General features: G+C 72.4%; 15 protein-coding genes. 11 read left to right on the plus strand and 4 right to left on the minus strand.

Annotated elements, in window-relative coordinates; translation table 11 throughout:
* The first annotated feature begins 74 nt into the window (after positions 1-74).
* The gene (locus tag C1J01_RS49030) at positions 75-554 is read left to right on the plus strand and encodes a hypothetical protein (protein ID WP_146615518.1); all 480 of its coding nucleotides are present in this window, start codon (positions 75-77) and stop codon (positions 552-554) included.
* Here the strand turns inward: C1J01_RS49030 and C1J01_RS09185 are convergent.
* The 4 genes from C1J01_RS09185 to C1J01_RS09200 form a co-directional block, all read right to left on the minus strand.
* Positions 551-1,102, minus strand: a complete 552-nt coding sequence (locus C1J01_RS09185) for a superoxide dismutase family protein (protein WP_181448649.1) — start codon at positions 1,100-1,102, stop codon at positions 551-553. The genes C1J01_RS49030 and C1J01_RS09185 overlap by 4 nt on opposite strands.
* A gap of 269 nt (positions 1,103-1,371) precedes the next feature.
* Positions 1,372-2,175, minus strand: coding sequence for a hypothetical protein (locus C1J01_RS09190; RefSeq protein WP_111178079.1), 804 nt, complete (start codon positions 2,173-2,175; stop codon positions 1,372-1,374).
* A 26-nt stretch (positions 2,176-2,201) separates the two neighbouring features.
* A complete protein-coding gene (locus tag C1J01_RS09195; protein WP_111178081.1) occupies positions 2,202-2,726 on the minus strand; it encodes a hypothetical protein in 525 nt (174 codons plus the stop codon).
* 95 nt (positions 2,727-2,821) lie between these two features.
* A complete protein-coding gene (locus C1J01_RS09200; protein ID WP_111178083.1) occupies positions 2,822-5,734 on the minus strand; it encodes a DUF7824 domain-containing protein in 2,913 nt (970 codons plus the stop codon).
* Between the two features lie 303 nt (positions 5,735-6,037).
* Between C1J01_RS09200 and C1J01_RS09205 the strand changes: the two genes are divergently transcribed.
* From C1J01_RS09205 to C1J01_RS09250, 10 genes are all read left to right on the plus strand, one after another.
* Positions 6,038-7,144, plus strand: coding sequence for a hypothetical protein (locus C1J01_RS09205; RefSeq protein ID WP_146615519.1), 1,107 nt, complete (start codon positions 6,038-6,040; stop codon positions 7,142-7,144).
* A gap of 269 nt (positions 7,145-7,413) precedes the next feature.
* Entirely contained in the window at positions 7,414-8,577 is a 1,164-nt protein-coding gene (locus C1J01_RS09210; protein ID WP_235854342.1) for a serine hydrolase domain-containing protein, read from the plus strand.
* Positions 8,578-8,898: 321 nt separating this feature from the next.
* Positions 8,899-9,612, plus strand: coding sequence for a TetR/AcrR family transcriptional regulator (locus C1J01_RS09215; RefSeq protein ID WP_181448650.1), 714 nt, complete (start codon positions 8,899-8,901; stop codon positions 9,610-9,612).
* 95 nt (positions 9,613-9,707) lie between these two features.
* Positions 9,708-11,693: a TOMM precursor leader peptide-binding protein gene (locus C1J01_RS09220; RefSeq protein ID WP_181448651.1), complete on the plus strand. Its 1,986-nt coding sequence runs from the start codon at positions 9,708-9,710 to the stop codon at positions 11,691-11,693.
* Between the two features lie 5 nt (positions 11,694-11,698).
* Complete coding sequence (locus tag C1J01_RS09225; RefSeq protein ID WP_111178093.1) at positions 11,699-14,086, plus strand: lantibiotic dehydratase; 2,388 nt, start codon at positions 11,699-11,701, stop codon at positions 14,084-14,086.
* A complete protein-coding gene (locus tag C1J01_RS09230) occupies positions 14,083-15,120 on the plus strand; it encodes a cytochrome P450 (protein WP_111178095.1) in 1,038 nt (345 codons plus the stop codon). The genes C1J01_RS09225 and C1J01_RS09230 overlap by 4 nt, the downstream gene beginning before the upstream one ends.
* A 158-nt stretch (positions 15,121-15,278) precedes the next feature.
* Positions 15,279-15,884 carry a DUF5969 family protein gene (locus C1J01_RS09235; RefSeq protein ID WP_146615520.1) on the plus strand — a complete coding sequence of 202 codons (606 nt, stop codon included), beginning with the start codon at positions 15,279-15,281 and terminating at the stop codon, positions 15,882-15,884.
* A 43-nt stretch (positions 15,885-15,927) separates the two neighbouring features.
* Positions 15,928-17,046 carry a methyltransferase gene (locus C1J01_RS09240; protein WP_111178099.1) on the plus strand — a complete coding sequence of 373 codons (1,119 nt, stop codon included), beginning with the start codon at positions 15,928-15,930 and terminating at the stop codon, positions 17,044-17,046.
* Positions 17,047-17,073: 27 nt separating this feature from the next.
* Positions 17,074-18,276 (plus strand): coproporphyrinogen-III oxidase family protein, encoded by a 1,203-nt coding sequence (locus C1J01_RS09245; RefSeq protein ID WP_111178101.1) that lies wholly within the window; start codon positions 17,074-17,076, stop codon positions 18,274-18,276.
* Positions 18,277-18,401: 125 nt separating this feature from the next.
* Complete coding sequence (locus C1J01_RS09250; RefSeq protein WP_181448652.1) at positions 18,402-18,566, plus strand: thiomuracin/GE37468 family thiazolyl RiPP peptide; 165 nt, start codon at positions 18,402-18,404, stop codon at positions 18,564-18,566.
* Positions 18,567-18,620: the final 54 nt, after the last annotated feature.

An 18,620-nucleotide genomic window follows, 5' to 3' on the forward strand; every position in this document is an offset into this window, starting at 1 on the left:
CGCTCATCTCTCACGCGCGAACCCACTCCCCCTACTGTCGCCGCCTCTATCAGGAATGCGGGGTGCCCTCCGGCGTGGACGACGTGACCGCCCTGCCGGTCACCGACAAACGCCGTCTGATGGCGGCTTTCGACGAATGGGTCACTGACCCCGCCATCACCTTGGCGAACGCGCCGCCTTCGCCGACGATCCCGGCCGGATCGGCCGGCCGCTACAGGCCCGGCCGTCCGTGTCCGAGGCCGCGCGGCCGACCTGCTCACCTTCCCCGGGGCCGGCGGGGCACCGGTCACGCCGGCCCCGCTGCCGCCGGCCACGCTGCTGGAGACGGTGCCGGACTGGAGCTGTTCCAGATCGTCCAGGCCGGCCCGGCGACGCTGCGCCTGCGACTGCACCCGGCTCCCGGCGCCGACCCCGACACCGTGTGGCACACGGTCGAGGCCCGGTTGAGCGAGCTGTTGATCCGTCACCGCCTCGGTCACGTACGTCTGGAACGCACCGCCCCAGCACAGCGCGGGCGGCAAGGTGCGCGCCGTCGTCCCGGCCCGCGCGGCTAGCTCCCGGTGATCACACCACAGGCGATGCGCCCGCCGGAGTCGCCCGCTTTCAGGGTTTCGGCGTCAGGCCCTTCCTCGCCCGCCGCGTTGCGGTAGCGGTCCGGGATGTTGGCGTGATTGTCGGCCAGCGCGTGGATCATGATGGAGCTGCCGTCGCCGTCGAAGAGCTGCGCCACGCGGAAACGATCGGTCACCACTGTGGCGGTGCCGGTGCCGTCCGCGCCGACGAGCAGGTTGGGCAGGTCCCCGGTGTGGTCGTCGTGGGGATGCGAGCCGAGGTCGAAGTGTCCGCCCGCACTGAAGAAGGGGCTGCCCGTGGCCGGGTCCTTCGACTGTGGATCGCAGACGCCTTTGGCGTGCACGTGAAAGCCGTGATAGCCGGCCGGCAGGCCCTTCACCGCTACTGTGATCTTGGACTTGCCGTTCCCGGCGTCCTCCACGCGCAGCGAGCCGACCGTCCGGCCGTCGGGGTTCTTGATCTCGGCACCGGCCGGGGCGCCGTCCCGTCCCGGCATCATCTCGCCCAGGGTGGCGGCGCTCAGCGCCACGACCCCCACGCCCAGCACGACGACCAGAGCCAGACGAGTCTTGCGTACCATCAGCGGTCTCCCCGTATGCGGTGCCTTCCTTCCTGGGGAAGACATGGGTCAGCGGACGGCACCTTGGCAACCGAAGCGCGTAAGCGGCGAGCTCTCCGCAGTTCCAAGGGGCCTCGCCACACAGATCCCCCGTGCTCGGCCCGCTTCCCCGATGCGGGAGGCAAAGCTTGCGCCAGCCGCCTTCGCGCAGGCTCCGAAACCCGGCGCGGTATCGACGATCACCAATCGTCGGTGATGAGGTGCTCGGGCGGAGGCGTGATCTTGACGGGCTTTCCCCATCCCCGGTAGATGATGTTCATCGTCATGGTGTCGACGTCACCGCCCTCCGGCGGAGTGAACCGCAGGATGGCGTGGAAACGTCTCGGCAGGTCGTCCGGGCCCACCCAGAGTTTCCAGGTGATCGGCCCGCCCCAGACGAATTCCTCCTCCTCGGTCCCGAAGGTCATCCCGGCCTGCCTCTCACCCAGCTTGGGAACCTTCACCGTGCCGCTGTGGAGAGTCGTCCGCACGCCCTCGAACATCCCGCCGTCGGCGCTGGTCGCACCGTGAGAGGCGACCAGCTGGAGGAAGCCGGGATTGATCCCGTTGATCAGGTCCTCTCCCCAGATGACCCCGGCCAGGTTCTGTCCGTAGGTCCATTTCCCCACCGTCGACGGCGACTTCCAGACGTACTTGCCGTTCTTGGAACGCACGTAGGCCTGTGAGTAGAACTTCCGGCCGATGCTGATTTCGCGGGAGCGGCCTGTCCCCTCCACCTCCTGGGTGATCGTCGTGGTGTCGGTGGCGTACACGCCTGGAGCGTTGAAGCGGTACGCGCCGTACGCCTTGATGTCCCAGGCCGGCGGGGGCCCGCCGCGTCGCCTGACGGAGAAGCGCACGCTGCTCTTCTTCGCGAACTGCTTCTTGATCGCTTTGACGACGGAGTCGAGCGACTTCGATTCGGGAGCCGCGTACACGGCGCCGCCGGGAATCGTGACAGTCAGCAGGCCGGCCACCACCAGCGCGACGCTCGTGCGTTTCATCCGTCGATGATCACAGACCATGATCTCTATTGGGCATCGAACGAACGCTCCCCGAAGTCGTCCGGCCAAGGCGCGCCGAGCGCTTCCCACCACTTGAGGTAGGGCTCCCCTGGGCAGGACGGCATGGCGCCATCGACGGCCCACGTCGCCGAGACCTCGTCGAGCACGGCGGGGTCCACGCCGAACAGTTCGGCGGCGGCTCGGCGGGTCCGCGGGGTGTCGCCGTCGGGCAGCGGCGCCTCGTGCTCGCTGATGGAAGCGACATGAACCGCTTTCCCGTTCGGGCCGAGCACCTCGTTCACGACACCGTACTCGTCGAAGTCGGCGGCCGTGATCGCCCGGTTGCCCCAGGCCGCGACCAGGTCCGCGATGGTGGCGGTGAAATGCGGAGCGAAGTCCGCGTGGACGAAGACTCTGCGGCCGACCACCGCCACGCGCACGGGCGTGCCATCGAGGAACTCGTCACTCGCCGCACGGAGCGCGGCGACGAAGGCTTCTGGGCTGTGTCCGTCGGCCACGTCGACGCCGGCCCAGCAGCTGAATGACGACATGGGGGAAAGGTACCAAGAGGCTCCGCCGCTCGTTGAGTGTCGGCGGGCGAAGGTGGGACAGAGTCCTGGGTTCCTGTCCCACCTTCTGGTCGGCGTCAGGCGAGTTGGTCGCGCAGGCGGGTGCATTCGCGTACGAAACGGCTGCGGCCGCCGCTTGACGCGTGCGCCGTCACCTGCGGGATCGCGCCGTGTGCCCCGGACCATGTGGCCGTGTCCGCGGCGAGGGTCATCGCCTCGGTGTGCACGGCGGCCGGGCGCTCGCCGGGCTTCGGCAGCAGGGTGGGGAGCAGGATCGTGAGGATGCGCCAGACCTCCGCGTACGCTCCCTGCCGGGCCGCGTCGGTCAGCACCCGTACCGTCTCCCGTTCCTGGAACTGGGACGCTCGGCGGAGCAGCAGCGCGAGCTGTTCGCCCACCGCTTCGGCCGGCAGATCACCTCTGGACGCCATCCGCAGCAGCAGCGGGGCCGCCTCCGCGTGGCCGGCGGCCACGAAGTAGGCCAGGGCGAGAGCCATCGCCTCGCCTGTGGGGCCGTCCGCGTCGGCCAGCGCCCGCACGAACACCGGCGCGATCCTCGGGTAGAGCAGGAACGGCAGGTAGTTGGTGGCCACGACCTCCCGGTGCGACGGCAGGACCGCCGGCCACCAGCCCGTCTCACGGCCGTGCTCGTCCCAGCGCCAGCGCGACGGTTCGCGCAGCAGCTCGTCGAGCAGTTCGTGGCCGGTCGGCTCGGCCCGTACCTTCGCCACCAGCCGGATCTCCCACTGGGGGTGCTCCGGCTCCTGCTCGTCGAAGAACCGGTCGGTGGCGCCGTCGAGGTAGGTCCAGCGCACGCCTGTCTCCGGGTCGGGCAGCCCCTCCCCCGCCAGCCAGGCGGCGGCGGTCGCGGCGGCCCGCGAGCCGAGACGCGCGGCTCGTTCGGCGGCCTCCGGGTGGCGGCCTCGGGGCAGGCGCACCAGTGCCTGCGCCAGGTCGGCGGGCAGCGGTTCGGCGCCCGCGGCCGCGCATTCCGCCAGCCGGTCCACCAGGACGTCCGGGTCGAGGTGGCCGGTCATGAGGGTGGGGGTGGCCAGCAGCAGAGGCGGCAGCGTCCCGTCCCGCAGCGCCTCGTAGATCTCGCTGAGCCGGTGCACCACGAACTGGTGCGGCGGCGAGATCAGCGACGGCTGCGGCAGGCGCCGTCTGCGGCGCCGCTCCACCGCCGGGTCGGGCGGCTCGGGCTTCATGAACGGCCGCCGGTGCCCGACGTAACCGATGCGGACGCGGAAACCGCGCGGCTCACCCGGCCCCGGCGGCGGGACGCGCAGCCCGTCGCGCATGGCCGCCACCCGCTCCTTGGACACGCCGATCCCCAGCAACTGCTCGAAGATCTCCTCGCGAACGTGCTCGGGCACGTCGTCGAACGCCCGCTGCGGCTCGCCCTCCTCCTCCGCCCGTTCCTCCTCCCCGCTCTGGTCGTCGCCGTCCAGCACGGGTTTGACGCGCACCCGGAAGCTCGCCCCGGCCCACGGGTCGAACGGCTCGGGCTCGGGCGGGCCGGGGTCGGTGCCGGGCGTCAGCACCTCCAGCGCCAGGGCGGTGAACCACGACCGGGTGTCGTCCCAGCTCTCGCGCTGGAACAGGTAGGACTGGTCGCCGCCGTAGTTCGCGGCCAGCGCCGGCCGCATCTCCTCGCGGTCGCCGGCCGCCTGCCGTACGAACGCGGCCAGCCAGCGCTCGTAGTCGGGCCACTGGTACATGTTCCAGGGCACGTCCAGGGTGGGTTCCGGGAACGGCTCGGGCGCCGACGGCGGGGGCAGCGGCGGCGGGGTGAACACCTCGCGCCGCTCCTGGGCCGCCGCCTCCCCGCCGTACACGGCCGCCACGCGCGTTCCGAGCGCCGCGGGCAACATCGGTACGGCCTCGGCGACGGTCTCGGCGGCCGGGGCGAAGGCCGCGGCGTGCTTGAGCGCGATCCGGGCCGCCCGGCCCTGGACCTCGTAGGACGCGTGCGCGAACGCGGTGGCGAGCGCGGGCGCCAGCTCGGCGGCGTTCGGCAGGCGCGGCACCTCCCGCTCCAGCCAGCGCAGGCCCTCCATGGCGAGCTTGGTCTCGGGGCGGAAGGTCAGCGCGCCGATCGCCTCGACGACCTCGGCCTCCTCGTGCGGGCCGCCGTGCCTCACCTGGGCGAGCGCGAGCTCGGCGACCGTGCCGGGAGCGGCGGGCAGCAGCCGCAGGTAGTCGCGGACGCGGGCGGCGGCCTCCTGCGGCGTCGGGTCGAGCATCCGGTGCAGCCGGACGAAGAAGCGCAGGCCGATCGCGTCCCCGCCGCGCAGGAACCGGCGCAGGCAGCCGTCCAGCAGCTCCGCGCGCGACACCCGGCCGCTCGCCTGCAGCTGCCGCAGCAGGGACAACCAGCGGGTGGGAACGGGCTCCAGGCGTTCCTCGCGCAGCACGCGGCCGGCGCCCTCGGCCTCGAAGATCCGCGGCAGCAGCGGGCCGATCAGCGGGTCGTCGGCGGCCGGCCGGGCGCTGAGCCAGGCGGTCACGAGCGGGTCGTGCTCGGGCGGCGGGGCCCCGCAGGCCCGTAGCAGCGCCAGCGCCAGCGAGGCGTTGCGGTCGTCGGCGGCGCGGATCTTCCTGGCCAGCCGGACGGCCACGTCGGCCTGCCAGGCGGCCGGGCGCGCGGTCAGCACGCGGATCACCTCGTCGACCTTGGCCCAGCGGCCGGCGAACTCACGCCGGGTCAGCCAGGCGACCGCGGCGGCGGGACCGGTCAGCACGCCCGCCCCGGCGATGCGCAGCACCTCGCCGTGCCCGCCGATGCCATCCGTCGCCTCCTCCCACTCCCCTTCGTCGAACGACCAGCGCTCCCGGCGGCCGGCGGCCTCGCGCAGGTCTCTGCGCAGGTCCGGCAGCCGCCGGGCGACGTCGGCGCGATCGTCGTCGGACAGGCTGATCACGAGGTCGGCCAGACCGCGGGCGTCGCACGCGGTGATGAGGTCGCGGACCTGCGCCCAGGCCGTCATGAGACCGCTTCTGCGGCACTAGATGAAGACGTCATGCGGGGCACCATAGAGATCATCTCCGACAGTCCGCCCGGTGCTGCCGGGCGCCCAAGGCTCTGCGTCGTCTGGGGCGGCGAGGTCATCACGTCAAAGCCGTGTCAGCCGCCGGCTGACACAGGCGTGTCGGGGCTGGAGAGGGGTGGCCCGGATATCGGCGCGGGGATGGGATCCTCGTCGGTCGCGCTGCATTGGAGATCATCGGCGCGCGATACTGGAGGGCGACGTGAGCGTCCCCTCCGCGGTTCCCCTATTCGAGGTGGCTATATGTCCGGCGACACGGTGGAAGTGCCTGTACGACCTGATCGGGCCGAAGGTGTCGTCCCCGACTACGCCGGTCGCCTCGCCGAGGCCCTGGCGCGGGGGTATCGGGAGGCCTTGATCGTGTGGCTCGCGCGGCGGGTGGCCGTGCTCCTGTCGCGCACCAGGGTCAACTGGTTCACCGCGAGCGTGTCCGTGCTGGTGATGGCCTCCTGGCCGTACCTCGTGGACCTGGTGCTCGTGTTCGTCGCGCCCGACCAGGCGTTCCACAACACGCGGACCACCCTGTACACCGTGGCGGCCACGCTCGTCTGCGTCACCGCGCTCGGCCTCGCCTGGGGCGCCTGGAACCACGCCGAGAAGCTCGTGGCACCGCTCGCCGACCTGCTCGCCGACGCGCCGGAGAGGGAGGACCTGATCCGCTGGCTCCACCGGCGGCTGAGGGCGCGCGGCCAGCTGCTGTGCGCGTTCGCCGGGGCCGCCGTCTCGGCGTCGATCCTGGTTCTCACCGCGGTCCAGCCCGGCGACGTCATCGAGCCGAACGCGGCCGTGTACGTGCACACCTGCTGGCTCGGCTTCCTGGGCGGCGTCACGCTCTACTGGCTCATCACGGTGGCCGACCTGCCGCTGCGGCTGCGCAAATACACCCGGCTGCGCCTGGCGTGGATCGACCCCGCCCGGACGTTCGCGATCGTGCGGCTGTGCCACTGCTACGCGCTGGTCTCCGCGGCCATGGCGCTGGGCGTCGTCACCATCGAAGCGGCGGCGATCGTGCTGGCCTACCAGAATCCCGGGCCGTACCTGTACGCCTTCCTGCTCGGCTTCCCGGTGGTGGCGGCGGCCATCGCGCTGTACGTGGGCGTCCAGCCGTACGTGACTCTCTCGCGCATGGTCCGCCGTCACCTCGACGAGGTCATCGCGCCGCTGATGGCGCCGAGCGACCCTCCGTCCGAGGCGCTCAGCCGCCACGGCGCTGCCGAGGCCGACATCACGGCGTACACCTATTTCGCCGCGCTGCGGACGCTGCCGATCAGGACGTCGGCGATCCTGCAGTACGTCGCCGGCATCCTGGCCTCGCTGATCGTCTACTTCGTGCAGCAGAGCGTCTCCTGAGACGCCCGCTGCCGGCCGTTCCCGCCGTCGTCCTGGAGCGGCGTACGGCGGCGATCGTCGCCGTACGGTGACACGAGCCCACCGGCCTCTCGGTCGAGCCGATCGGCGCGGTCCTCCAGCGCGGGCCGTGTCATACCCCGGTCGCACGTCCGTCGGGCCGGCTGCGACGGAAGGGGCAGTTCAGGTTCCTCAGCGGTGCCGATGGCAGCGCTCCGACGAGACCGGAGGATGTGAAGCGTTCTCGATCTCTGGAGGAGAGGGCTGTGGCCATGCGTGTTCGGTGGCGGGCAGGGGTGCTCGCGTGCCTGATGGCGGGCGTGCTGACGGTGGCGGCGCCGTCGCAGGCCGGCGTGGTGTCGGCGGGCGATCGTGCTCTGGTCCAGGAGGCGCTGGACACGATGGTGGCGGCCGGCGCCCCCGGCGTGCTGGCGCGTGTCGACGACGCGGACGGCCACTGGATCGCCACGAGCGGCGTCGGTGACCTCCGGACGGGCGAGGCCGTGCCGCGTCACGGGCGGTTCCGGGTGGCGAGCCTCACCAAGTCGGTGATCGCCACGATCGTGCTGCAACTCGTCGAGGAGGGCCGGCTGAGCCTGGACCGGCCGGTGGGCGCCTGGCTGCCCGGCGTCGTCGCGGGAGCCGACCGCATCACCGTACGGCAGCTGCTGAACCACACCAGCGGCCTGGCCGACTACGTCGCCCACCCGGAGTTCGAGGACCCCATGGTGTACGGCGGGCGCACGTACCGCCCGGAGCAGCTCGTCGGGTACGCCGAGGAGCTGGGCCCGGTGAGCGAGCCGGGGCGGCGGTTCGCCTACTCCAACGCCGGTTACATCGTGCTCGGCCTGCTGGTGGAGCGGGTCACCGGTCACCCCCTGGCCACCGAGGTGTCGCGGCGGGTCCTGCGGCCCGCGGGGATGAGCCACTCCTACCTGCCGCTGACCGACCCGGTCATCCGCGGGCCGCACGCCACCGGCTACCACCTGCCCGGCGGCGTCGATCCCGCCGCTCCCGGGGCACTGCGGCCCATCACGGAGCTGAACCCGTCGTTCGCGTGGGCCGCGTACGGGCTGGTGTCGGACGCGCGGGACATGAACCGCTTCTACCAGGCGCTGTTCGGCGGGCGGCTGGTCGGTGAGGAGTCGCTGCGCCGGATGCGGGAGGGGGTGGGGACGCCGCAGGCGCCCGTCTTCCCGTACTACGGGCTCGGGCTGGAGGCGGCCGGGCTGACCTGCGGCGTGATGTGGGGCGCCACCGGCTCCGTCCCCGGCTACCAGACGTTGGCGTTCGCCGACGGGTCTGGCGAGCGCCGGATGACCATATCGATGAACGTCCAGCGCAAGGACCCGGCGGTCGCACCGCTCATCTTCGCCGCCATCGACGCGCTCAACCGGTACTTCTGCGGCACCGCCTACGCGGTGCCCGCGGCGTGACCGCCTTTTTACGCACTGCCTATCGGCTTCGGCCGGCGCAGTGAGAAGTGTTCATGATTTGCCGAGGTAATTGCTCGGGGCCTGTCCTGAACGGGCGGCATGACAAACCATGCGATATACGGTGAACGCACTGGTCAGGCCATTGATCAGACGCTCACCGGAGGGCGTTGACGATCTATTTTTCCTTGACACTCGCGTGACCGTCTCGTTATGGTGGCGAGCGCACGGGGAGATCACTGACAGGCGTACGGCGCCGCTGGGAGGCGTGATGATCAGCCGTATCTGTTCGTGTGCCGATGCGGGGACTCGGGGGGAAAACGCGTGACGGTGCCGGCGCGAGGCAACGCCGAACGAGTGGATCGCATCATCGACGCGTCAGCGGAGCTGCTGAGCCAACGGGGATACCGGCGGGTGACCGTCGAGGAGATCGCGAGCCGGGCGGGCGTCTCCAAAAGCAGCGTCTACCTGCACTGGAACACCAAGGACGAGATCTTCTACGACGTCTTCGACCGGGAGTTCACCGTCCTGGCGTGGGCCGCCGTCGACCACGTCAGGCGCGACCCGATCCAGGTGCTCGCCCACCGGACCGCGGTCAATCTGATGCGGATAATCACCGAACGGCCATTGTTGAAAGCTTTACTTATTGACGACCGGCTGACTCTGGGATCGTTGCGCCCGGAGAAGTCGCCGGTCATTCTGTCTCGGCTGGCGGCGGGCAAAGAATTGATGTACCGATATCTAGGAGCGCTCCGGAGACATCATTTGCTCTGCCCCGAGGTGGATCCGCACATCATGCGGACGGCCACCTGCGAAATGCTGCGCGGAATGGCTTTCTCGGCGGGCCCGCAGCAGGAGGGGTTGCGTTCCTCCGAATTGGCGCGATGCGTGATGGTGACGGTCCAGCGGGCGTTCGAACCGAGGACGGTGCCGGAGCCGGACTGGATCAGCCACGCCGCCGCCGAGGTGTTCGAGGCGTTCGACGAGCTCATGGAGCCCGGGCAGCCCATGCACGTCGAGCGCTCCATGGCGCTGTAGTGGTGGGGCGCGCATCCGCCTTCCCGGGTTCGCCGGGGGTCGCGTCGAGGTCCGCACGCGTCCCGGCCGGTTCGAGGGGGCTCGTCGGGCGTGGGGTGCTGGCCGGTCGGCTGTCGGATCTGGCGGCGGGGATCGAGGCGGGCCTGACGCTGGCGGTCTCCGACTCGCCGGATTTCGGGGTGATCGTGGCCGCTCGGGCGGCGGGCGGGGCGGTGCTGCCCGTGGTGGCCGAAATGGGACGCGTACGGATCGGACCCCTCGAACGGCCGGGACTGCCGGGGTGCTCCGACTGCTTGGAGCTGCGCAGGCACCGCGCCGCCGCACGGTCGGCGGAACGCGCGGCGGTGTGGCGCCGGCACGGCGAAAGCCTGACCGGCGCGGCGTCACCACTGCTCGCGCCGACGGCGCTCGACACGGTGTCCGCACTGGTGACGGCCGTGGTGTCCGACTCCGCCGGAGTGGGCGACCCGGCGGGGGTGGGTGATTCCGCCGGGGTGCCCGGGCGAGGGGGCGGCGCGGTGGTCGGTGAGTCCTCCGGTCAGGTGCTCCACCATGCCCCCGGCGTTCCCCCGGGGGCCGGTCTCGCGGATGGACCGGGCGTGTTGGTGCGGCAGGGGGTTCTGCTGGTCGATCTGGCGGATCTCGGGGTGAGGCGTCATGCGTTCCTGCCCGACCCCTTCTGTCCGCGGTGTGGGGGGTTGCCGGAGGACGGGCCTGAGCGGGCGCGCGTCGTGTTGCGGCCGCGGCCGAAGAGCGCTCCGGACCGGCATCGGGTGTGGGACGCCGAACGCGAGCTCGACCGGCTGACCCGGGTCTACGTCGACGACCACACCGGCCTCGTCCACTCGCTCAACCCCGCCGCCCTCGGCTCGCTCGCCGTCGCGGGCGCGCCGATCAGGTTACGGGGGAAGACGGCGTTCGAGCCGGGTTTCGGCCGTTCGCGCAGCTACCGGCGCAGCGCGGCCGTCGCGCTGCTGGAGGCCCTGGAGCGGTACGGCGCGGTGGGGCCGGGCGGCAGGCGCCCGGTCGTGCGGGCGAGTTACGCGGCCGTACACGATCGTGCGGTGGATCCGCGCGCGCTGGGGCTGCACCCGCCCGAGCACTACGCCAGGCCGGGTTTCCCGTACCGGCCGTTCACGGAGGACGCGGTGTGCCGGTGGGTGTGGGGGCATTCCTTCGCCGCCGGCGGCCCCGTGCTGGTGCCGGAGCGGAGCGTCCACTACGGCGAGTCCGCCGACGACCAGCCGTTCTGCTACGAGCTGGCCAACGGCTGCGCGCTCGGGTCGTGCCTGGAGGAGGCGATCTTCCACGGCGTCCTGGAGGTGCTGGAGCGTGACGCGTTCCTGCTGACCTGGTACACCCGCGCCCGCGCGCCCCGCATCGACCTGCGGACGGCCGCCGATCCCCAGGTCCCGACGGTGGCGGCCGCGATCACCGCCGAGACGGGCTACCTGGTCGAGTGCCACGACGTCACCCCCGACCACGGCGTGCCCTGCGTGTGGGCGCTGGCCCGCGTCCCCGCCGGCGAGCCCGCCACGATCAGCGCGGCCGCCGCCGGCACGAGTCTCGAAGGAGCCGCCGCGGCGGCGCTGGCCGAGCTCGGCCCGATGGTGCCGACCGTGCGCGACCACTTCCCGCAGCACGCCGAGCGGGCGCGCGCGCTGGCCGCCGACGGCGACCGGGTGCTGTCGATGATCGACCACTACCTGGTGTACGGGGTACGGTCGGCCGCGCGACGGCTGGCGTTCCTCACCGAGGGCACGGACCGGGTGGCCTTCGGCCCGCCGCCCGCCGGGTTCGGGCACGGGGACCTGACCGACGACCTGAGGTTCCTGATCGGCCGGCTCGCGGACGCGGGCCTCGACGTGATCGTGGTCGACCTGACGACGCCGGAGCACGAGGCGGGCGGGTTGCGCTGCGTCAAGGTCCTGGTGCCGGGCACGGTGCCGATGACGTTCGGGGAGCGGAACCGCCGCACGTGGGGCCTGCCCCGGCTGCTCGACCCCGCCGTGGTCAAGGGGCGTGGCATGCCGGTGCGCACCCATGCCGACCTCAACCCCGACCCCCATCCGTTCCCATGAAGGCGGTGAACCACGCGATCGCGCGGGTCGGCGGGCTGCCGATGTCGGCGCTGGACGCGCTCGCCTGCCCTGAGTCCACCGCGCTGGCCGCCCGGATCGTCGAGCTCACGGCGGAGCTGACCCGGCGGGCGGCGGTGTTGTCCGAGGCGTTGTACGAGGTGATCGGGGCCGCCGGCGCCGACAAGCCGGTCCTGGTGGCGATCCGGCGGGACGTGCACGGCTTGCGCCGCCCGAAACGGGTCGAGGCGCTGCCCGCCGCGCTGGCGGGTCCCGTACGGGAGTGGGTCGCGCTGTGGGAGGAGCGGGCTCGCGCGCATGCCGAGCTGCCCGAGGTGCTCGCCCGGGAGGCGCGGGCTGGATGGGCGGCGTTGCGTGAGACGGCCGCCGTCCCGGCGGTGCGGCACGGACTCGCGCACGCCAGCCCCGACCTCTCCGCCGACCTGGAGAAATGGCTCGCCGATCCGGAGCGGCGGCCTCGGGCGGGGACGCTGGCGAGCCTGGTGCGTTACGTGACGCGGACGGCGGCGAAGACGAGCCCGTTCAGCACGTTCACGACCGTCCACGAGGTCAGGTGGGCCACGGACGGCGCCGACGGCGCGGCCTGGCAGGTGCCGGACGCGCCGCCGGACGTGGTGGTGGAGGCCGACGTGGGGCTGCGCGCGCTGGTCGAGTCGGTGCTGGCGCGCCGGCCGGGTGTGGCCGCCGCGCGGGTGGTACGCCTGTCGCCGGCGACGTACGTGTCGGAGGACGGGCTGCTCGTGGTCGGCCCGGACGGGCGGACGCGCACGATCGCGCGGACCCCGGCGCTGGACACCCTGGTCGAGCTGCTGCGGGCCGAAGGGGGCGCCCGGTGGGACGTGGTGGCCGGCAAGCTCGCGGACGACCCGGCGCGGGCCGACCGCGCGCTGACCGGCCTGGTGCGCGGCGGGCTCGCCGAGGCCGTCGTGCCGGTGCCCGGCCAGTCGGCCCGCCCGTTCGCCGACCTCGCGGACTGGGCGGCCGACGACGCCGCGGCCGAGCCGCTGCGCCGCGTCCAGCGGGCACTGGACGGCGGCACGAGCGCGCTCGGCACCGGCGACCCCGCCGCGTCGGCATGTGCCGGCGTGGCCAGGGCCATGGAGGGCGCGCTTCCCTCGCTGGGGCTGGCGACGATGCCGCTCCCCGACCTGCGCCGGCGGGTGTTGCGGGAGACGGCGATCGGGGGGCCGGTGCGGTGTGCGCTGCCGTGGTGGCGGCCGGCGCTGGACGATCTGGAGCTGGTGCGGCGCTGGCTGGCCGTGCACGATCCGATGCTGCCGCTCCGGCTCACCCTCGCCGACCGGGTCCGCGACTGGTTCGGGCCGGGCTCGCGCACCCCGCTGCCGGCGGTGTACGCGCGGGCGGCGGACGCGCCGCCGGGGTCCCCGCTGCATGCGGACTTCCTGGAAAGCCCCGATCCGCTCGCGGACGCGGCCGATCCCCGGCTGCGCCGCCTGCGCGAGCTGCGGGAGGAAGCGGTCGCGGCGCTGCGCGAAGGGCAGGCCGAGGCGCTGGTACGCGGGCTGCCCGCGTGGGTCCGCGATCCCGGGCCGGTCACCTGCTACGTCCAGCCGTACGTCGGCGACGACGGCCTGCGGCTGGTGCTCAACGCGGCGCACGGCGGCCACGGGCGGGGCATCACCCGCTGGACGCGGCTCCTGCCGCACCATCGGCCCCCGAGCCGCCCCGACCACCTGGCCGCCGAGCTGCCAGGCGTCTTCGGGCACACGCTCAACCTGCACGCTCCCGCCACCGCATGGGAGCTCGAATACCCGGGCGCGGTGGGCCAGGCGCCGCCCGAGCGCCGCATCCCGCTCACCGAGCTGGAGGTCCGGCACGATCCCGCCCGAGGCGTCGTGGATCTGTGGTGGCCGCGGGCGGGCAGGCGGGTCGTTCCCGTGCACGCCGGCATGATGTCCGAGACGCTCCTGCCGCCGCCGGCACGCCTGCTGGTGGAGGCGTTCGGCACGACGCACCTGACGCATCCGACGCTCCCGGCGATCCGGCGTGACGCCGGGCCGCGCCTGGACCTCGGGCGCGTCACCCTCGCCCGAGCCCAGTGGACGGTCGGCCCGGCCACCGCGCCCAGGCGGGGTGCCGACGACGCCGATCATCTCGTCGCCCTGCACGCCTGGTTGCGCGCCACCGGCCTCCCGCGCCGCTGCTTCGTGCGGATGCGCGACCGTCAGGTGCGCAGGGACGGGCTCGCCTTCGACAAGCGGCACAAGCCGGTGTTCGTCGACTTCGGCAGCTGGGCCTCGGTGCTGGAGTTCGACCGGATCGTGGCGCGGGCGGCCGGCGACCTGGAGGTGACCGAGGCGCTGCCCGACGGCGAACGCGCCGTGGAGCTGGCCATCGAGGTGAGAGAGCAGTGACGCGCTACCCGTTGCACCGCCCGCACCCGCTCGGCGTCCACCCCGGCTACGAACGGCTCCGCGCGGAGTGCCCGGTGGCGCGGGTCGACTCGCCGTACGGCCCGGCCTGGCTGGTGACGCGGTACGCGGACGTGGCGGCGGTGCTCACCGACGCGCGGTTCAGCCGGGCGGCCGCCGCCGCGCAGGACGACGGCGGCGTCCTGCTCAACACGGACCCGCCGGAGCACGACAGGCTGCGCAGACGTGTGGTCGCCCACACCGGGACCGCCCACGTGGAGCGGCTCAGGCCGCAGGCCGAGAAGATCGCGGCCGAGCTGGCCGCGCGCATCCCGCCGCGGGCCGAGTTCGTGAACGCGTTCGCGGAGCCGTTCTCGCACCGGGTGCTCGGCCTGTTCGTCGGGCAGCTGGTGGGCCTGCCGGCGGACGACCTGAGCCCGATGGCCACCGTTCTCACGCTCGCGCCGGTGCCCGCCGGGGAGCGGGCGGCGGCCTTCGGCGAGCTGCGCCGTCGGCTGGCGGCGCAGGTGGACGCCGACACCCTCGGCGTGGTGCTCAACATCGTCTTCGGCGGGCACGCGGCGGTGGTGGCCGCTCTGGGCTACTGCCTGCTGGCCGCGCTGGAGGCGCCGCTGCCCGGCCTGGCCGGCGACCCGGCGCGGATCGGCGACCTGGTCGAGGAGACGCTCCGCCGCGCGCCGCCGGGCGACCGCACGCTGCTGCGCCGCACCACGGAGCCGGTGGAGCTGGACGGGGTGCGGCTGCCCGCCGGCGCCCTGGTGATCCCGTCCATCGCGGCGGCCAACCGCGACCCCGACCGGCCGGTGAACGGGCGCACGGCCCGGCATCTGGCGTTCGGCCGGGGGCCGCACGCGTGCCTGGGGATGGCGCTCGCCCGGATGGAGCTGCGGGTGGCGCTCGGCGCGCTCGCCGTGCACGTCCCCCGCCTCCGGCTGTCCGCCGACCCCGGCCGGCTCGAGCGGACGTGCGCGGAATTGTCGGTCAGCCCGCTTGCGGGAATTCCGATCCGGGTGTAGTGGACGGAATACCGAAAACACGGATCTGGTCAGCGGGTTCGGATTTCTTGTCGGGTGTCGCGGCGGAGTCATACTGTCGAAACAGCGAGACATTCGGTGCGACAAACCGAGGGAGAATCGTGTCGGCAGAACACCGCTATCGCGACAGGGTCCGCGCGTTGTCAGCATATCTGCGGGAGGTCGACAACGACCCCGCAGTGGCCGCGGAGTTGCGCGCCGACCCGGAGAACGCCCTGCGTAGAGCGGGTGTGGACCAGGCGTTCGACCGGCCGGAGGCTTTTCAGGCTTTCGTCGGCAAATTGGCGGCGCTGAGCGGGGAGGCGTGGCTGGCGACCGTTCACTCGATGATTGAATTGTGCGAGATCGGCGCCGAGACGCAGCCGCCCGCCGGGCCCAACATTTCGTTCCGGATTTCCCGGGAAGGCGGTGTCACCGCCATCGCCAATCGCGGCGACATCGCCAAGAAGGTGCAGCCCAACCCGTTCCACACGAAAAAAGAACACCAGCCGGGCGGCGCGCTGCGCATCTACCCGGAATACGCGACCAGCGAGCTGTCGGCGCGGCTGGCCGAGTGTTACCTGTCGACGTTCTACCAGCGCACGCTGCTCAAGCGCGTCGTCCTCGACCCGAGCACGCTCGCCGAGGACGCGGACGCCGGTGAGGGCATCACCGTGAACCGGTCGCGGTACCAGGGCGTCGAGTTCGAGCTGCACACCAGGGCCGACGGCGCCGACCGCGAGATCGTCGCCGCGCTGGTGCGCTAGCGCCCCCACACACGACGACACCACGACACCCCACGGAGGCGGGATGCTGAGCAGCGCGCTCGAAGTAGACATCGACGAGGCGGCCGTGGCCGCCGACCTCAGGGAGCTGGCGGCGGCGCTCGACCGCAGCGGCTACGGCGAGATCCTGACGTGTTTCCTGCCGCAGAAGGCGCAGGCGCACGTCTGGGCCCAGACCGCCGCCAAGATCGACGGCCCGCTCCGCACGCTCATGGAGCTGTTCCTGCTGGGCCGGGCGGTGCCGCAGGACGACCTGCCGTCGCGGATCGCCGACGTCCTGCCGGGGCTGGCGTCCGCGGGCCTGGTGCAGACCGGGCAGGGCGCGGTGTGGCTGCCGAACCTCATCCTGCTGCGCCCCATGGGCCAGTGGTTGTGGTGCCAGCGCCCGCACCCCTCCCCCACGATGTACTTCGGCGACGACTCCCTCGCGCTGGTCCACCGCATGGTCACCCACCGCGGCGGGCACGCGCTCGACCTGTGCGCCGGGCCCGGGGTGCAGGCGCTGACGGCGGCGCTGCGCAGCGAGCGCGTCACCGCGGTCGAGATCAACCCGGTGGCGGCGGCGCTGTGCCGTACCAACATCGCGATGAACGACCTCACGGACCGGATGGACGTCCGCCTCGGCGACCTCTACGACGTCGTGCGGGGCGAGGTCTTCGACGACATCGTGTCCAACCCGCCGCTGCTGCCGGTGCCGGAGGACGTGCAGTTCGCGTTCGTCGGCGACGGCGGCCGTGACGGCTTCGACGTCTCCTGGACCATCCTGGACGGCCTGCCGGAGCACCTGTCCGACCGCGGGGCGTGCCGGATCGTCGGCTGCGTGCTGAGCGACGGCTACGTGCCCGTCGTGATGAACGGGCTCGGCGACTGGGCGGCGAAGCACGACTTCGACGTGCTGCTGACCGTCACCGCGCACGTCGAGGCCGACAGGGATTCGTCCTTCCTGCGCAGCATGTCGCTGATGTCGAGCGCCATCTCCGGTGAGCCCGCCGACCGGCTGCTGGAGCGCTACGCGGCCGACTACGCCGAGCTCGGCGGCTCCCACGTGGCGTTCTACGAGCTGTGCGCGCGGCGCGGCGGCGGCTCCGCTCGGCTCGCGGACGTCTCGGCCACCAAACGATCCGCCGAGGTCTGGTTCGTCTGACCACCACCCATCGGACAGGGGATCCCCATGCCGGCGGAGCAGCCGCTGCTGATCTACGTGAACGTGCCGTTCTGCAACTCCAAGTGCCACTTCTGCGACTGGGTGACCGAGGTGCCGCTCGCGGACCTGCGGCTCACCCCCGAGTCCTCGCCCCGCCGGCGTTACGTCGCCGCGCTCGCGGAGCAGATCACGACGCACGCCCCGGCGCTGGCCGGCCTCGGTTACCGGCCGCAGATCATGTACTGGGGCGGCGGCACGGCGAGCATCCTGACGACGGACGAGATCGAGACGGTGGCCGGCGCGCTGTCGTCGCGGTTCGACCTCAGCGGCGTGACCGAGGCGACGATCGAGGGCAGCCCGGAGTCCATGGACCCCGTCAAGCTGCGGCTCTTCCGCGCGGCCGGGTTCAACCGGATCAGCATCGGGGTGCAGTCGTTCGACGACGCGAGGCTGCGCCGCATCGGCCGGGTGCACTCCGCCGAGCAGGCGGCGCGCGCGGTGGACATGGCCGCCGAGGCCGGGTTCGGCAACATCAACATCGATCTGATCGTCGGGTTCCCCGGCCAGGACGTCGACGAGGTGTCGCGCACGATCCAGCGCGCGGTCACGCTGCCGGTCAACCACTTCTCCGTCTACCCGTACCGTCCGTCGAACGGGACGGTGATGCGCAAGCAGGTGCGGCGCGGGCTCAGTGAGATCGACGTGGACGAACAGCTGCGGTCGTACGCCCACGCCCGCGACCTGCTGGCCGGGCACGGCTTCGGCGAGTACGCGACCGCCTACTTCGGCGGCCCCCGATGCGAGTCCGACGAGGTCTACTACAAGCTCACGATGGACTGGATCGGGTTCGGCTCCGGCGCCAACTCCCTGATCGGCACCCGGTTCCTGCTGAACGACCGGGGCGGGCTGCACCGCTTCAACTCCGCGCCGCACCGGTTCGACTCCGACATCCCTGCCTCCTCGCCGCAGCTGACGCGGCACTTCCTCGCCCAGGCGCTGACCACCGTGGACGGCATGGACGCGCGCACGTTCCAGCTGCGCACCGGCCGTTCGTTGCGCGCGGCGTGCGAGGAGCCGACGGTGCGGCCGATGCTCGAGCAGATCAACCGGCGCGGCCGGCTGATCGCCGACTCGCGCGGCATCCGCCTGCACCGCGAGGACATGGCCTCGACCTACATCACGATGAACAGCGTCGACCTGTACGCCGCGACCGAGCAGCTCGGCGGGTAGACGCCGACGCCCTGCTCCACAAGTCTTCGCGATTCCGTGTGCCCTCCCACGTGGGGACGGGTGCGCCGGTCGACCGCCGCGGGCTCGCGAAGGAATGAGGGTCACCGAGAAAGGAGATGAGCGAGATGGAATCCAAGCTGGACCTCAACGACCTGCCCATGGACGTCTTCGAGATGGCGGACAGTGGCATGGAGGTCGAGTCCCTCACCGCCGGTCACGGGATGCCCGAGGTCGGCGCATCGTGCAACTGCGTGTGCGGGTTCTGCTGCTCCTGCAGCCCGTCCGCCTAGCAGTCGGGAGCGCCGCCGGCATCCGGCCGGCGGCGCTCCAGCCGGTGCATTCGC

Origin of the sequence: Nonomuraea aridisoli (assembly GCF_003236395.1) — a bacterium.
Classification (GTDB): Bacteria; Actinomycetota; Actinomycetes; order Streptosporangiales; family Streptosporangiaceae; genus Nonomuraea; species Nonomuraea aridisoli.

What these genes read in the sequence shown, in the direction of transcription:
- C1J01_RS09250 (WP_181448652.1), top strand. Translation starts at nt 18,402, where the DNA reads ATGGAATCCAAGCTGGACCTCAACGACCTGCCCATGGACGTCTTCGAG.
- C1J01_RS09245 (WP_111178101.1), top strand. Translation starts at nt 17,074, where the DNA reads ATGCCGGCGGAGCAGCCGCTGCTGATCTACGTGAACGTGCCGTTCTGC.
- C1J01_RS09205 (WP_146615519.1), top strand. Translation starts at nt 6,038, where the DNA reads ATGTCCGGCGACACGGTGGAAGTGCCTGTACGACCTGATCGGGCCGAA.
- C1J01_RS09195 (WP_111178081.1), bottom strand. Translation starts at nt 2,726, where the DNA reads ATGTCGTCATTCAGCTGCTGGGCCGGCGTCGACGTGGCCGACGGACAC.
- C1J01_RS09190 (WP_111178079.1), bottom strand. Translation starts at nt 2,175, where the DNA reads ATGAAACGCACGAGCGTCGCGCTGGTGGTGGCCGGCCTGCTGACTGTC.
- C1J01_RS09200 (WP_111178083.1), bottom strand. Translation starts at nt 5,734, where the DNA reads ATGACGGCCTGGGCGCAGGTCCGCGACCTCATCACCGCGTGCGACGCC.
- C1J01_RS09240 (WP_111178099.1), top strand. Translation starts at nt 15,928, where the DNA reads ATGCTGAGCAGCGCGCTCGAAGTAGACATCGACGAGGCGGCCGTGGCC.
- C1J01_RS09210 (WP_235854342.1), top strand. Translation starts at nt 7,414, where the DNA reads ATGCGTGTTCGGTGGCGGGCAGGGGTGCTCGCGTGCCTGATGGCGGGC.